At 41.0% G+C, this 15,024-nt stretch carries 13 protein-coding genes; 3 read left to right on the top strand and 10 right to left on the bottom strand.

All coding sequences use genetic code 11. The annotated features are described in order from the left end of the window. Positions 1-111 precede the first annotated feature (111 nt). The 7 genes from ABJK37_RS04050 to ABJK37_RS04080 form a co-directional block, all read right to left on the bottom strand. Complete coding sequence (locus ABJK37_RS04050) at positions 112-888, bottom strand: rhamnogalacturonan acetylesterase (protein WP_348350383.1); 777 nt, start codon at positions 886-888, stop codon at positions 112-114. Beyond that, on the bottom strand, positions 870-1,904 hold the full coding sequence (locus ABJK37_RS04055) for a LacI family DNA-binding transcriptional regulator (RefSeq protein WP_348350385.1): 1,035 nt from the start codon (positions 1,902-1,904) through the stop codon (positions 870-872). The genes ABJK37_RS04050 and ABJK37_RS04055 overlap by 19 nt, the downstream gene beginning before the upstream one ends. Before the next feature lie 68 nt (positions 1,905-1,972). Then, positions 1,973-3,271 (bottom strand): TRAP transporter large permease, encoded by a 1,299-nt coding sequence (locus ABJK37_RS04060; protein WP_348350387.1) that lies wholly within the window; start codon positions 3,269-3,271, stop codon positions 1,973-1,975. Further along, entirely contained in the window at positions 3,271-3,753 is a 483-nt protein-coding gene (locus ABJK37_RS04065; protein ID WP_348350389.1) for a TRAP transporter small permease, read from the bottom strand. The genes ABJK37_RS04060 and ABJK37_RS04065 overlap by 1 nt, the downstream gene beginning before the upstream one ends. Before the next feature lie 10 nt (positions 3,754-3,763). Next, on the bottom strand, positions 3,764-4,735 hold the full coding sequence (locus tag ABJK37_RS04070) for a TRAP transporter substrate-binding protein (protein ID WP_348350391.1): 972 nt from the start codon (positions 4,733-4,735) through the stop codon (positions 3,764-3,766). 2 nt (positions 4,736-4,737) lie between these two features. Next, on the bottom strand, positions 4,738-5,583 hold the full coding sequence (gene kduI, locus ABJK37_RS04075) for a 5-dehydro-4-deoxy-D-glucuronate isomerase (RefSeq protein WP_348350393.1): 846 nt from the start codon (positions 5,581-5,583) through the stop codon (positions 4,738-4,740). A gap of 20 nt (positions 5,584-5,603) precedes the next feature. Next, complete coding sequence (locus tag ABJK37_RS04080) at positions 5,604-6,368, bottom strand: SDR family oxidoreductase (protein WP_348350395.1); 765 nt, start codon at positions 6,366-6,368, stop codon at positions 5,604-5,606. 125 nt (positions 6,369-6,493) lie between these two features. Between ABJK37_RS04080 and ABJK37_RS04085 the strand changes: the two genes are divergently transcribed. Both ABJK37_RS04085 and ABJK37_RS04090 read left to right on the top strand, forming a co-directional pair. Continuing rightward, positions 6,494-7,957, top strand: a complete 1,464-nt coding sequence (locus ABJK37_RS04085; protein WP_348350397.1) for a tagaturonate reductase — start codon at positions 6,494-6,496, stop codon at positions 7,955-7,957. A gap of 3 nt (positions 7,958-7,960) precedes the next feature. Continuing rightward, positions 7,961-9,451 carry an altronate dehydratase family protein gene (locus ABJK37_RS04090; protein ID WP_348350399.1) on the top strand — a complete coding sequence of 497 codons (1,491 nt, stop codon included), beginning with the start codon at positions 7,961-7,963 and terminating at the stop codon, positions 9,449-9,451. A gap of 454 nt (positions 9,452-9,905) precedes the next feature. Here the strand turns inward: ABJK37_RS04090 and lldD are convergent, their stop codons facing one another. Further along, complete coding sequence (gene lldD / locus ABJK37_RS04095) at positions 9,906-11,045, bottom strand: FMN-dependent L-lactate dehydrogenase LldD (RefSeq protein ID WP_348350401.1); 1,140 nt, start codon at positions 11,043-11,045, stop codon at positions 9,906-9,908. Between the two features lie 129 nt (positions 11,046-11,174). Here lldD and ABJK37_RS04100 point away from each other — a divergent pair, with 129 nt between their 5' ends. After that, positions 11,175-12,074, top strand: coding sequence for a LysR family transcriptional regulator (locus ABJK37_RS04100; protein ID WP_348350467.1), 900 nt, complete (start codon positions 11,175-11,177; stop codon positions 12,072-12,074). Positions 12,075-12,344: 270 nt separating this feature from the next. On the opposite strand, the gene ABJK37_RS04105 is transcribed toward ABJK37_RS04100, so the two are convergent. After that, a complete protein-coding gene (locus ABJK37_RS04105) occupies positions 12,345-13,172 on the bottom strand; it encodes a phosphogluconate dehydrogenase C-terminal domain-containing protein (protein ID WP_348350403.1) in 828 nt (275 codons plus the stop codon). A 129-nt stretch (positions 13,173-13,301) separates the two neighbouring features. Beyond that, positions 13,302-15,014: a DUF5060 domain-containing protein gene (locus ABJK37_RS04110; protein ID WP_348350405.1), complete on the bottom strand. Its 1,713-nt coding sequence runs from the start codon at positions 15,012-15,014 to the stop codon at positions 13,302-13,304. Positions 15,015-15,024 lie beyond the last annotated feature (10 nt).

A 15,024-nucleotide genomic window follows, 5' to 3' on the forward strand; every position in this document is an offset into this window, starting at 1 on the left:
TCAAAAATTCAGATTGGTATAATTCAAGTGTTAGGTACAAAAAGTTAACCCTATGGATGACGTTATCGGACTAATTTTCACCTACCAATATTTTCACTGACTTACCACTGCTTAGTAGCGGTAAGTCAGATGTTTTGGATCGGGCTTTCTAATATAGTGAATTAAAGGGTGGTTATTGGCTCTTAACAACTGTAATACCAGTTGGGCGACTTCTCTTGCTCCTAGTTGGTTAAAGTGTGTGTTGTCTTTAATACCATTGGGGTAGTTTGGGTGCAGGTTAGGTTTAATATGCATAAATCGCAAACTAGATTGCTCATCGCCCATTTTCTCAAAGTATTCCCTGGTTATTTTATCCATGTCAAAAAAGCTTACTTTGGTTTTCTCCGCCACTTTTTTTACTAAAGGACTGTAAGGGTGAGTAGGGGATATTTTGAAGTCAGAGGATTTATCAAAATATCGGCGAGTGATAGGAGACATCAATAGGGCATTGGCACCTTTTTCTTGCACCTGTTCGATCATGTTTGTTAGGTTGTCTTGGTATTCCTGTTCGGTGGTATAGCGTTCTTTTTTCTTGGCAGATTCGTCATTATGACCAAACTGTATGATGACGTAATCGCCTACTTGCAAATTATCTAGGATTTGTTGCCAAAGTCCTTCTGTCATAAAGGTGCGTGTACTTCGGCCATTTTTAGCTAAGTTGATAACGGTGAGTTGCTCCGAAAAAAAAGACTGAAAAGGAACGCCCCAGCCCGTTTCTGGATAATCTTTCGTTTCTTTAATTGCCATCGTTGAGTCACCAGCCATAAATAGTTGAGTGGTCGCGGATGTGCTGTCGCTGTATGTAAAAATTAGCAATGTCGATATATAGATTAGGATTTTGTAATACATGAGGCTGTAGACTCTCTGGTGATTAAGTAGGGCTTAATTACTGTGGTTTGTTCAAGTGGTGTATTTTGAGGATTGATCGCTTGTATTAATTTGCGGGTGGCAACAATTGATATTTCTTCAACCGGACGTCTCAATGTAGTTAAAGACGGAATAATACGTGAGGCAAAAATATTATCGTCAAACCCCGCTAGGGATAATTGTTCTGGGATTTTTATACCTAAATCACTCGCTACTCTAATCACTCCTGCAGCCATTTCATCGTTGTTAGCAAATATTGCCGTGGGAATGGTTGTCCCTGTTAACAGTTTATTTGCCACTTCCATCCCACTTTCGTAACTATTTTTACCTTCAATAATACGATTTTCTGGAATAGTGATGTTGCGTTTCTTCAAGGAATCGGAAAACCCTTCCAAACGCTCTCTTGATGAACAAAATTGGCTTGGACCACTTATCATAGCGATATCACTGTGACCTAGTGATACTAGGTGTTCGGCTATATCTTCCATAGCTTCTCGCTCATTAGATATCACAATATTGGCATGGTCATCCAAATCTGCTGAAGCAATACGAACATAAGGGTAATGACGCTCTCTCAATGCACTTGCCAGTATTTTGCTCTCAGATACTGGTGGTAGAATAAGCACGCCGTCTACGTTGGAACGGGAAATAAAATTAAGGCAATCGTTTACGAAATCTTCTTTTTGCCATTGGCAAGGGTGTACAACAAGTTCGTAACCTAACTGAGTACAGATTGATAAACAACCTCGTTGCACTTGATCGATATACAAGGCGTCTGGATTATCGTAAATTAAACCTAGCAAATAGGACTTTTTGTTAGCTAAACCTCTGGCTTGTTTATCAGGCTTAAAGTTTAATTCCTTGATGACACTATTTATTCGCTCACGGGTGATTTGGCCAACTGATGGAGAGCCATTTATAACCCGAGAAACGGTTCGTTTTGATACACCGGCAACTCGTGCCACATCATTTATGGTACTTTTGGTTTTAATTTCCATTATTATTTGTCTTATTTAACCTAATCACGCCATATCCCTTGGTAACCAACAAAACAGGCACTGTGAATTTAAATCAAGCCAAACAATCTAGGCAATGTTTCACTGATTTCTGGAATATAGGTCACCATTAGCAGTACGATAAACATCACTATATAAAGCGGCAACATAGGCTTAATTATTTTATGTATTGAGGTTTTTGCTACCGCACAACTGACGAATAACACACTGCCTACAGGTGGAGAAACTAAACCTATACACAAATTGAGAACCAACATAATACCAAATTGAACCGGTGACATACCAAACTGCTCAGCAACAGGTAAAAATATCGGGGTAAAGATGAGTACTGCTGGGGTCATGTCAATAAACGCGCCGACTAAAATTAAAATCAAGTTGATTAACAACAAAACAATGATGGGGTTATCACTCAATACCAGAAAAAAGTCACTTATGGCTTGTGGTATGTGTGCATAGGATAAAAGCCAGGACATAGCTGAAGACGCACCTATAATTAACATGACTATAGCGGTGGTTTCACAGGCTTTTAAAAATAATTGTGGCAAAGCAGAATAAGAAATTTCTTTATAAATGCCTACTGCCAAAATTAACGCATATATAACCGCTACGGCACCTGCTTCTGTTGCAGTAAATATACCCATAATAATGCCACCTATCACCACTACCACTAACATTAGGCTGGGTAGGGCGGCAAAGACTTTCTCAATCACTATTTTAAAGGGTAAACGAGCGGTTACAGGGTATTTATTTTTTATAGCGTAGATGGAACATACGGTCATTAAGAAAATGCCCACTAAGATCCCCGGTAGGTAACCGGCGATAAATAGTGCGGCAATGGACACCCCTCCACTGGCAATGGCATAAATGATCAATATGTTGCTAGGCGGAATAAGTAAGCCCGTTGTTGCCGCCGTTGCAGTGACGGCTGCGGCAAAGCTTTCATCGTAACCATGCTTTTTCATTTCCGGCACCATAAAGCTACCTATCGCAGAAGTTGCCGCGACGGCCGAACCTGATATCGCACCAAATAACATACATGACATAACGTTCACTAACGCCAGTCCACCGGGTAAAAAACCAATGAGTGCCATTGCACATTCGATTAACCGTTTGGCTATTCCCCCTTGTCCCATAATTAATCCCGACACAATGAAGAAAGGAATTGCCAATAAGGCAAAACTGTCTATTCCCCCAGAAATCTGTTGTGCAATAGTGGTAGTCGCTGCAGTAAAATCAATATGAACTAACAATGCTGATAATGTGGCTAAACCAATACAAACTGAGATAGGAACGTTTAAGAACAATAAAGCAAAAAATACGGCGAGTAGGATCAAGGCGGTAAAGTCCATTAGGCCACTCCTTCATTTTTGATAAGGTTTAAAATATTTGACACTGAAAATAGACAAATGAGGCTGCCAGATATGGGAATAACTGAATACACATAACCCATTTGCCATCCTAAGGCGGCAGATGTTTGTTTTAATTCAAGGGTAATCATGACTAAGTTTAAGCCACCATAAATTAAAATACTTAAAGCGAAAATCATGACTAATATTTCTACCAGTATTCGTACTTTGCGTGTAGCACGTGGCTGAAGCTTATGGATCAGTATATCTAAGCCTAAATGCGCTTTGGTTCGATAAGCGTAAGCGGCTCCTAGAATGCCAATCCAAATCAATAGATAACGGGCTAACTCTTCGGTAAAAGAACTAGGTGACTGTAAAATAAAACGAGAAAATACTTGCCAAGTCACGGTAGTGATTATGGCGAACATCATTAACATCAGCAGTTTTTCTAAGCCGTGGTTGATAAATGTCATGAATTTTTGCATACCCATTCCCTTACATCTGTTTAATTAGTTTTATTTGTTCACCAATAGGTGAATTGTCAAACGTGGCATGAAAGGGTTTAACTTTCTCTTGAAAAGCGGCTTTATCTGGGTAGATAACTTCGACTCCCTCGGCTTTTACGGTGGCTAAGGCTTTGTCCGAGTCTTTTTGCCATAACGTTTTTTGAAACTCTATAGAGTCGGCCATTGCCCGGGAGAGCCACTCTTGTTGTTGCAAGGTCAAAGACTCCCAAACGGGCAAACTGGCTAATATTACATCTGGCACAAAAGTATGCTCATCCAAACTGTAATAACGCGCAATTTCATAATGGCGAGACAAATAATAACTGGGAGGGTTATTTTCAGCGCCATCCACCACACCTTGTTGAATAGCGGCATATAACTCGCCAAAAGCGATAGGGGTAGCGGCGCCACCTAAGGCTTTAACGGTTGCCACTGCAGTCGGACTATTCAGCACGCGAATTTTTTTACCTTGTAAGTCTTCTGGGGTACGGATAGGCCCGTCTTTGGTGTAAAAGCTTCTGCTCCCCGCATCGTAATAGCCCATGCCTTTTAATCGCGCCACTTTGACTTTATCCAATAATGACTGGCCTAAGTCGCTATTTAATACCCGCCAAAAATGGTCTCGGTCGCGCATTAAATAAGGAATACTGAAAAGTTTCATTTCTGGCACAAAACCTTCCAAAGGACTAGCTGATACTTTAGTCATAGATAGGCTACCTATTTGCAATAGCTCAATCATTTCTCGCTCAGATCCGAGCTGCCCTCCCGGATAGATAACGATTTCCATTTTGCCATTGGAATAATAATCTAAGCGTTCGGCCATATGTTCCATGGCTAAATGCACCACGTGCCGCGTATCTAAGATATGACCTAAGGTTAAATGCACTTTCTTATTCTCGGATGTGCATGCAAATAATAGGTAGCTTATTCCAACTAAGATAACTAGATGTATCTTTTGCATGATTACCTCAATGTATCTGGCGCATGGAAATCCATATCACTGTAATCTAGGTTTTCTCCAGCCATTCCCCATATGAAGCTATAGTTTTGTGTCCCAGAGCCTGAATGTATTGACCAAGGAGGAGAAATGACCGCTTGTTCGTTTTGCACCCAGATGTGCCGAGTCTCTTGTGGCTCTCCCATAAAATGGCACACAGCTTGGGATTCGGGTACTTCAAAATAGAAGTACACTTCATTGCGTCGGTCGTGTTGATGGGCTGGCATAGTATTCCAAACACTACCTGGCTTAAGGCAGGTGATACCCATTTGCAATTGACAGGTTTGCACCACTGTATTGATCATGGTTTGGTTGATGTCTCGGGCATTAGCGGTTTCTAAACTGCCGAGATTTAACTGATTCGCTTCATGTAAAGCGATCTTTTTATTTTGATACTCTTTATGGGCCGGGGCAGAATTCAAATAAAATCGTGCTGGGGAGTCGGCGTTTTTACTACGAAATACGACCGTCTTATTGCCTCGTCCCAAATACAAAGAGTCTTTGTATTCCATTGGGTATTCCGTACCGTCGGCTTCAACAACACCTTCACCACCCACATTGATAATACCTAGCTCTCTTGCAAACAAAAAATAGTCCGCTTTGAGGGCATCCAATGTATCTAAAGTTAAGGGGGAGGAGGTGGGCACTGCTCCGCCAACCATAAAACGTTCGTAATGTGTGTAAATCCAAGAAACCTTGTTTTCTTGCATTAAGTTATCGGCTAAAAAAGCTTGTCTTATTTGTTGGGTGTCAAAACCTTTGACTTCGTTAGGGCCAATGGCATATCTGTTTTCAAATAAAGTATCTGTCATGTTTGTCTCCAAAATAAAATTTATCGGGCTAACCAGCCGCCGTCCACGGCTAGAATGTGCCCATTAACATAATTGCTGGCAGAGGAAGCTAAGAAAATGGTTGTCCCCACTATGTCTTCTGGTTCGCCCCAACGACCGGCCGGAATACGGCTTTCTATTTCTTTATTGCGTACCGGATCGTCTTGCAATGCTTGAGTGTTATCAGTGCGAAAATAACCCGGGGCAATAGCATTCACTTGCAAATTAAGGTGCCCCCATTCGTTAGCTAAAGCCTTGGTTAAACCGGATATCGCGTGTTTACTTGCAGTATAAGCGGGAACCGTGATGCCACCTGTATACGACAACATTGAGGCAATGTTAATAATTTTCCCCATGCCTTTTTTTATCATATTGGGGGCTAATGCTTGAGCGAGAATAAAACTGGCATCCAAATTAACTTGGATAACACGTTGCCACTCATTGTAGGGGTAATCAACCGCAGGACTTCTGAATATAGTGCCACCTACATTCACCAAAATATCGACACATCCCACTTTGTCTAAGGCTTGTTTAGCTAAATTTCTTACAGAATTTTCGCTGGATAAATCAGCAGTCATTTCAAAGCCCTTGCCGTTTGAATCAGCTATTTTTTGTAAGGTTTGTGAACACCCGCCAGTTTGACTGCTACTACAAATGACATTGACTCCGGCATTTGCTAGCCCTATAGCGATTTGTTGACCAAGGCCTCTACTTGCTCCTGTCACTAGTGCTGTTTTATTTTGCAGATTAAATAACGAATTGTTCATAAAATTCGATCCTTTTATTAACTTTAGTTGTATTCTTTGCTACCGGTAGCAATATGTCAATATAAATATTGCCACCGGTGGCATCATGTCGTAATATTATCTAAATATAGAAAAGCAGGTCACGAATGAAGCCGTTAAATAGACAGTTTTTATCCACTAAATCTTACCCAACAAAAATCATGCAATTTGGATCAGGAAATTTTTTAAGAGGATTTATTGATTGGCAAATTGAGCATTTAAATAAAACCACACCGTTAAACGCCGGTATAAGCATTATTCGCCCTCGACCTGTCAATTATAATGACTCGCTAAATTTGAATGACCAAGACGGTTTATACACAACACTAGTCAGAGGTTTAAACGAACAGGGTGAAGTGGTAGAAGATATTCAAGTCATTGAATGTGTGAATGAAGAAATTCCTATTTACGAAGCATTTGAGCAATACTTGGCTTTGGCGACGAACCCTGAGCTTAAAATTATCTTTTCTAATACCACAGAAGCTGGCATTGAATTTATCTCCTCTGATAAGTTAACTGATGCCCCAGCCAAAGCCTTTCCGGCCAAATTAACTCAATGGTTATTCAAACGATTTAAGCATTTTAATGGTTCGGCTGAGTCAGGCTTGATGATAATTCCCTGTGAGCTAATTGACTATAACGGTGAAAAGCTCAAAGAAATTGTTTTGCAATATTCTACCTTATGGGATTTAGGCGCTGATTTTGAAAGCTGGTTACACTCAGCCAACCATTTTTGTTCGACCTTAGTTGATAGAATTGTGCCAGGATTTCCTTATGGAGAAGAAGAAAAACTGCAAGATAAACTAGGCTATGCAGATGATTTTTTGGTGGCAGCAGAATACTTTCATTTCCTAGTGATCCAAGGTCCTGAATCGTTAAATCAACTATTGTGTTTAGACAATACCAGTCTGAATATTCGTGTGGTAGAAGATATCTACCCATACAAGCAAAGAAAGGTAGCGATACTGAATGGCGCGCATACTGCTTTAGTGCCTTTGGCTTATATGGCCGGTATTGATTCTGTCGGGGAGGCCATGAATGATGCACTTTTTGAAAACTACATACACAATATTATATTCGATGAAATTATCCCAACTTTAGATTTACCTAAGGATGAGTTGCAGGGGTTTGCCTTAGATGTGATTAAACGTTTTAAAAACCCTTATATACACCACTTACTCTTATCTATCGCGTTGAATAGCATGACAAAAGTGGAAACGAGAATTTTACCGCAATTATGTAAATACGTTGAAACCTATAATAAAGTGCCAAACTTAATGGCTCATGCTATTGCCGCGCAAATCTATTTATATAGTGGTATGCGTGATGGTCAAACAATCGCCTTATCTGACAACCCTAAATGGCTTGAGTTAATGCGTACTGGTTGGCAGGCATTTAATCAAGGTACTCAATCGTTAGAAGCGTTAGTGGTTGATGTTTTGTCTGCTAAATGGCAGTGGCAACGTGATTTAACTGAAATAACCGGATTAGTGGCTTTAGTGAATCATATCTTGGTCGAATTTTTAAATAACGGCGTTCGTGACACCTTAGCTAAGGCGTTGGAGGAATAGTGAGTGAAACATTTTATTCGTTTACATCAATCAGACAATGTGGTGATTGCCCTGACACCACTCAAATCAGGTGAAACCTACCAAGTTGATGATCTAGCGATCACCCCCTTAACTGATGTGGTTAAAGGTCATAAAGTAGCTATTTCAGCGATAAAAAAGGGAGAGTATCTTATTAAGTATGGTGCGCCTATTGGTCATGCTTTAGCCGATATACCCGCTGGGAAATGGGTACACGTAGAGGATATTAAAACCAATTTACATGATGCATTGGAATATCAATATCAGCCACTAATTAGTCCTTCGAACTTACAAGTTGATGATTCTCCAGAGGTGCAAATTTATCGCAGGGAAAATGGTAATGTTGCTATTCGCAATGAATTATGGCTGATACCCACAGTAGGTTGCGTTAATGGTATGGCGCAGCAAATGGTAAAGGCGTTCTTAAGTAACCATCCCGAATTAGAAATAGACGGCGTGTACGTTTTTCCTCACCAATTTGGCTGTTCACAATTAGGCGATGATTTAGCCACGACCCGAGTTTTGTTACAAAACATGGCGAGTCACCCTAACGCAGGAGGGGCGCTAGTGGTGGGGTTGGGTTGTGAAAATAATCAGATCTCGGTGTTTAAAAGTGGCCTAGGAGAATTCAACCAAGACAGAATTAAGTTCTTAATATCGCAACAAGTAGAAGATGAAGTTGAAGCTGGCGTGCAGTTGATGGAGCAAATTTACCAAACCATTAAACAAGATAAGCGTCAAATTGGTCGATTATCAGAAGTGAAATTTGGTTTGGAATGTGGTGGTAGTGACGGACTATCAGGGATTACCGCGAATCCTCTGTTAGGTCAGTTTTCAGATTTTTTAATTGCCCGTGGCGGTACAACAGTGTTGACCGAAGTGCCTGAAATGTTTGGGGCAGAAACCCTTCTTATGGAACGATGTAAAGACGAGGCAACCTTTAATGATTTGGTGGCCATGGTGAATGGTTTTAAACGTTATTATAAAGCGCATAATCAACCCATTTATGAAAATCCGTCCCCTGGGAATAAAGATGGTGGCATTACTACCTTAGAAGACAAGTCCTTAGGCTGTACTCAAAAAGCAGGGCAAAGTACCGTGCAGGCAGTCCTAAAATATGGTCAAAAACTGACGACTCCCGGGTTAAATTTACTGAATGCCCCCGGTAATGATGCTATTGCCACCAGTGCACTGGCCGCCAGTGGTTGCCATATGGTGTTGTTTACCACTGGGCGAGGAACGCCCTATGGTGGTTTTGTACCCACTTTAAAAATTGCTACGAATAGCGAACTTGCGAAGAAGAAAACTAGATGGATAGATTTTGACGCAGGCCGCTTAGTGACTGATACAAGCATGGATGATTTATTACAGGAATTTGTCGATTTATTGGTCAAAAGTTGTAATGGCGAGCTCGTTAAGAATGAACTGAATGAAATCCGTGAAGTTGCGATTTGGAAAAACGGGGTGACATTGTAATTGTCCTTGTCCTTACATTGACAAACACAGGAGTATTCGTGGCGAAATTAGCTTAAACCGACATTATTTTATCGCATTAAATTGTTAATGTCGCAAGCGGTGCTGGACGGTATGGCTTATCCCGAGTTCAGGTTAATTATGTTTGTGAATAATTAATTTGCTAGATGCTTTGTCGTTTGGAGGAGAATTAATTCAAGTGTAGAGGCTATAGTAGGTGAATTTGCCTATGACCTTAAAACTCATAAGGGAAGTGCTAACATTTAACGTGCATTTTATATTGGCTCAGGACAATTAGTAGGACATTATCAAAATATTTTATCTCTTGAGCATTCATATGAGAGGGGATAGAGCTGCTACAGGCAAAGGAATAAGTAGAAGGGGTAAATAATAGATCGCGTTAATTAAACGTCACTAATTGAGCTAGCTTATAGATTACTATGACTAGCTCATATTTCTACTTAATATTGGCCAAGGAATTTAGAGTTATATCGGTGATCTTATTTGCACCTGCCAAGGTCATAGCCACGCGCATTTCATTTTCGTACAGTTTGAGTAGGTTTTCTACACCTGATTGACCATGTGCCGCTAGAGCATAGATATACGAGCGCCCTAGCAATGTACAATCAGCGCCTAAAGCAAGCATCCGCACAACATCTAACCCCGAGCGAATTCCTGAATCAGCAAATATTTTTAATGAACCTTTCACGGCGTCGGCGATGTCAGGCAATGCCTTGGCAGATGAAATTACGCCGTCAAGTTGGCGGCCGCCGTGGTTTGACACCACAATCCCGTCTGCGCCAAAATTTACCGCATCCTTCGCATCTTCTACATCCAAAATGCCTTTGATGATTATTGGCCCTTCCCAATAGAGTCTGATCCATTCAAGATCTTTCCAACAAATAGATGGGTCGAAATTTTTGCCTAGCCAACCAATATAATCTTCTAATTTAGTGGGTTTGCCATGGTAGGTCGAAATGTTACCTAGATCATGGGGTTTTCCAAAGATACCAACATCAAATGCCCACTGAGGATGAAACATAGATTGAAAAACACGACGAAATGCCGCAAAGGGGCCACTCATCCCGGAATGCATGTCGCGGTAGCGGGCTCCTGGGACGGGCATATCAACCGTAAAAACAAGGGTCGTTATACCGGCTGCTTTAGCTCGTTCAAGAACATTCTTCATAAATCCACGATCTTTAAGTACATAAAGTTGAAACCACATTGGGCGCTTAATAGCCGGCGTAACTTCCTCTATGGGACATACAGAAACGGTAGACATGATATAGGGCAACCCCATGTTTTCAGCTGCTTTAGCTGCTTTAACTTCACCTCTTCGAGCGTACATACCAGTTAAACCAACTGGTGCTAAGGCAATGGGCATACTGAGCTTTTCGTCGAATACCTTGGTTTCTAGACTCAGGTTAGACATGTTATTCAAGACCCGTTGACGTAATGGAATTTGCGCTAAATCTTCAGTATTACGTTGCAATGTACGTTCAGAATTCGAACCACCGTCAATATAATGAAATAGGAATGGTGGCAGTTTGGCTTTTGCTGCTTTGCGGTAATCGGTTGGCGCGGAAATGATCATGTTAATAGTCCAAATAGATAGCGTTTAGTCTTGAAAAGTAGTTGATGTTAATTCATGCCAACTTACTCCTTTATTTTTTGTTAATAAATGGAAATAATGAATAATATTATTTCTAAAAAGATATTAATGATGCAAGCCAACGATTTGATCCTATTTTCACAAGTCATTGAACTAGGTAGCTTTAGCAAGGCGGCTGAAGTGAATAACTTAACTAACTCTGTGGTCAGTAAACGAATTGCCCGCTTGGAAAAAGAGTTAGGTGTTCAGCTGTTGTACCGCACTACCCGTAAGTTAACGTTAACTGAGGCGGGGGGAACACTTGTTCAAAGAGCAAAGAACGTTCGACAGGCGACTAGTGAGGCGATACTTTCGGTATCTGGTTTTGGCGACACTATCGCAGGTCACATCAAAATGTCTGTTCCGACTGTATCAGGAGATTTGTTGTTGGCCGATGCTGTGGCTGAGTTTTGCCATAACCATAAGGGGTTAACGGTAGACATGTCTATGGATAATCAGTTCGTCGACTTAATAGAAGAGGGTTTCGATCTTGTCATTAGAACGGGTCATCTTGATGATTCAAGTCTAATTGCTCGGCATATTATTGATTCTCAATGGGTGGTGTGTGCGTCTCCTAACTATTTGGAAAAAAATGGTGAACCCTTTAAACCCAGTGATCTAATTAAGCATAATTGTTTGCGTTACGCCTATCAAAAGAGCGGTGCAAGTGATTGGCAATTTAGATCGGCAAAGGGAAATTATATTGTGAAAGTCTCGGGGGCCTTTTCAACTAATAACGCGGCCGCGTTGCGTAAAGCAGCATTGAGTAGTTATGGTATTGCTTACGTCCCCAAATGTTTAGTGTATCACGATCTTATGAAAGGAAGCTTACTGGACTTGTTTCCCCAAGTGGTGGCGAAAAAGCAAGGGGTCTACGCGGTTTATCCTTTTACCAAACAACTTCCAAACAAAATTAAATTATTGATTGAGCACATAAAAGGGAGTTATTTGTCTCATTCTCATTACTTTTGACATCATCAAAAATAGATTATTATCCACGACGTTAGAACGAACCAATTACAGATCAAGTTGTCACTGATAGGAATGTTATCCATAAAAGCTAAACATACTATTGTCTAATCGCAATAGCGTTGATTAATAAATCAATTATTCCAATTCCTAGCAAAATGAATGCTTATACCAATCCGTGTTGATAACTACTCACTCAGCGTTATCAATACGGAATGGTATTAATCGGTAATGAACGAAATACCTTTATTGGATAACATTAATAAACACGAATTAGGTGATGCGATGCACACTTTGCAAAACCCTATCAGGGTCAAACACTTTTTTCCAATCGTCTTTCATTAACGTAGGAATGCCGTATTCGATTGCTTTATTACATGCGTCAGAGAAAACACCTTCAATTTCCTCAAAAATAACAGCACTAAGAATGTTCATGTGACCTAGTAAAAAGTCCCGCGCGCATTCTTCTGATACACCCTTTTTAACTACTTCATCCATCGCTTGTCGCATAACGACTAATAGTGAGGCACACACTGTTTCAGACAGCCCTGGCTCAAGGAAGGCCATTTGCTCAACAGTACAACGGTGAGTACGCGAAACTGGGGCATACATAGCCCTAGCAACTTTATCGCCTAATTCATAATGACTTTCAGGGCCTTGCATTAGAGCGTTGACGACACTTTGTTTAGCTGCGATGCCACCAAAATGATCGTTGCGCCCAGCTTCTGTTGTTTCATTATTAAAAATTGGCGGGTGACAAGGGTGTGAAATAAAGTAGCTAATGTCTGCTCGCTCTGGTAAATGCCCTGCGTATGGTGCTGCGCCATCCAATACCATGAGCATGGTGCCGGGCGATAACTTAGGCACCAAAGACTGGGCTACTTTGCCAATCACAGTATCTGGAATGGCAAGAATGACAACATCAGCACCAATAATCGCTTGATCAGGATCGACAGGGTCTGCGCCTACTTCTGCTTTTAATCGTGCAATGCCTTCTGGCGCGACTTCAACGTGGCATACTGCGAAATCAGAATTTGCTAAGTTTTTTCCTAGTCGGATGCCCATTTTTCCACCGGCACCGAATAATGTAACCTTTTTCATCGAATTCATCCTAAAGTTAACTAGCTGTCCAGACAGCTTTAATTTAAAAAACAGACTCAATTTGTTTCTTGAAATGCAAAAAGAGCCGTGTTTGCACTATTTTTCTGATTAGATCATTTATTGTCAGATTCATTTCCGGACAATCAGTAGCCAGTCTGTGTTATTACTCGGGGGCGTGAAACTGACGGATTGAGGCCATTCTTCACGACTCTTGTAACCTTTAGGGATAATTAAAAGTGAACCTAAGCCGGTCACAGCAGTAGCCGGTTGTTTTTCACCGGTTTTAGTATTGATCCATACATTGTTGTTATACGTTCCTTCACTCAAGAATAGTGAAAACGGTTCACCCTTTATCGAATATACGACGTACTGTTGACCTTCTTCTATCAAAGCGAACACTCGAAAAGGGTCATGTCTGGTGAGTTGGTCGCTCTGCGGTGTTAATTTATAAAACTGCACTTCTTCATTCATGACTCGTTCAATGAGATCAATATATCGCGATGAAGCATAAAATGGATTCTCCTTATATATAGGTAACCCGTAAGGTCCTTTTGCATAGAGTCCCTTTTCTGACTCAGCCCCATTCCAATTGAATGATGCTGCTGCCATGGTTGTTGCCCAAGCCGCTTGGCGTAAATCGTCTTGTGTCGCACCAGAGCGAGGATGCCAGTATCGTTGCCATAATGAATTGCCTTCCATCATATACACAGGTTTACCCACGTATCCTAGTATCGAGGCCATATAATGGGTCCATGCCGTTCGCCAATAGTTATAACGTTCCAAGCTTTTATCAGGTGCAACGATGAGATGGTTTTCAACGGCTGCAAAGTTATAGGCATCTTCACTAAAGTGATTGTCTCGGGGCATTTCGTCTTGATAGGTACGAAGGTGGTCGAAAATATCATACTTCTTGACAAGCTTAGCCCAGCCTAATCCATGAGTTTCGCGTCCACCATCGATTTCCCAGACTAAATTCCAGCCTGCTATATTCGCAAATGCTCCAAGTCGAGCAATGACATATTTGACATAAAATACTTTTTCTTCTTCACTGAGATCTTCCCATCTTGGGCCGTTATTTTTACTTCCATCAAATCCAATAAACATATGGATACCAATATCTTTATGGTTGAGCCAATCAACGCGTTTTTCCATGAGTTTCCAGACGTTCAAGTCCATTGTGCTGGTGATTTCACCGGCTTTGTAAAGCGTCAAATCAAGAGTTGAGGGTTTCGGACCATCTAGATAATATTGTGTATAGCAGCACATGGATAAAAGCCAGTTTACCTGCAAGTGGTTATAACCATTATCAATTAAAGGTTGGAATACATTATCTGTCATCCAGTCGAAATCTTGGGCAATAGCACCATGTCCAGTTTCATAATAAGACTTAAGCCAGACTGGGTCGGTACCGTTGTATGCAAACCAGTGAGGATTTTTTTCATAGGGTTTAATGATGCCTTTACCTGCATTCTTTTCGGTGCTGATGAAAGTCCCGTTACCGCCTTTTGTGCCATCACTCCAGCGATATTGATAGGTCCAAACACCTACTTCGTCAGGCATAAATCGCATTTTCCAGATATTGCCCTGTTGTTTGTTGCCTTTACCTTTACCGTCACCATCAAAAAATCCCCAGAATGGCCATTTTTTACCAGATGGAGAGATGTAGTCGACCAATAGCTCCACATCGACGAATTTATTGTTGTAAGTTTTTTTGTTTATCAGCTCTTTTTCGAAAAGACGATACTTGCCAACCGTTTTCTCAGCGGCAACAGCACCCGATATATTGGTTAGCAAGGCTATCACCACGGAGGCAATGAACAATTGAACTTGCTTCATTTTCATAGGAATTTCC

Source organism: Paraglaciecola sp. (assembly GCF_039964565.1).
Lineage (GTDB): Bacteria > Pseudomonadota > Gammaproteobacteria > Enterobacterales > Alteromonadaceae > Paraglaciecola.

Bases quoted from the DNA above. Each gene is read 5' to 3' on its own strand.
- ABJK37_RS04100 (WP_348350467.1), top strand. From the start codon at position 11,175: ATGCAAGCCAACGATTTGATCCTATTTTCACAAGTCATTGAACTAGGT.
- ABJK37_RS04070 (WP_348350391.1), bottom strand. From the start codon at position 4,735: ATGCAAAAGATACATCTAGTTATCTTAGTTGGAATAAGCTACCTATTA.
- ABJK37_RS04050 (WP_348350383.1), bottom strand. From the start codon at position 888: ATGTATTACAAAATCCTAATCTATATATCGACATTGCTAATTTTTACA.
- lldD (WP_348350401.1), bottom strand. From the start codon at position 11,045: ATGATCATTTCCGCGCCAACCGATTACCGCAAAGCAGCAAAAGCCAAA.
- ABJK37_RS04110 (WP_348350405.1), bottom strand. From the start codon at position 15,014: ATGAAAATGAAGCAAGTTCAATTGTTCATTGCCTCCGTGGTGATAGCC.
- ABJK37_RS04105 (WP_348350403.1), bottom strand. From the start codon at position 13,172: ATGAAAAAGGTTACATTATTCGGTGCCGGTGGAAAAATGGGCATCCGA.
- kduI (WP_348350393.1), bottom strand. From the start codon at position 5,583: ATGACAGATACTTTATTTGAAAACAGATATGCCATTGGCCCTAACGAA.
- ABJK37_RS04085 (WP_348350397.1), top strand. From the start codon at position 6,494: ATGAAGCCGTTAAATAGACAGTTTTTATCCACTAAATCTTACCCAACA.
- ABJK37_RS04065 (WP_348350389.1), bottom strand. From the start codon at position 3,753: ATGCAAAAATTCATGACATTTATCAACCACGGCTTAGAAAAACTGCTG.
- ABJK37_RS04055 (WP_348350385.1), bottom strand. From the start codon at position 1,904: ATGGAAATTAAAACCAAAAGTACCATAAATGATGTGGCACGAGTTGCC.
- ABJK37_RS04060 (WP_348350387.1), bottom strand. From the start codon at position 3,271: ATGGACTTTACCGCCTTGATCCTACTCGCCGTATTTTTTGCTTTATTG.
- ABJK37_RS04080 (WP_348350395.1), bottom strand. From the start codon at position 6,368: ATGAACAATTCGTTATTTAATCTGCAAAATAAAACAGCACTAGTGACA.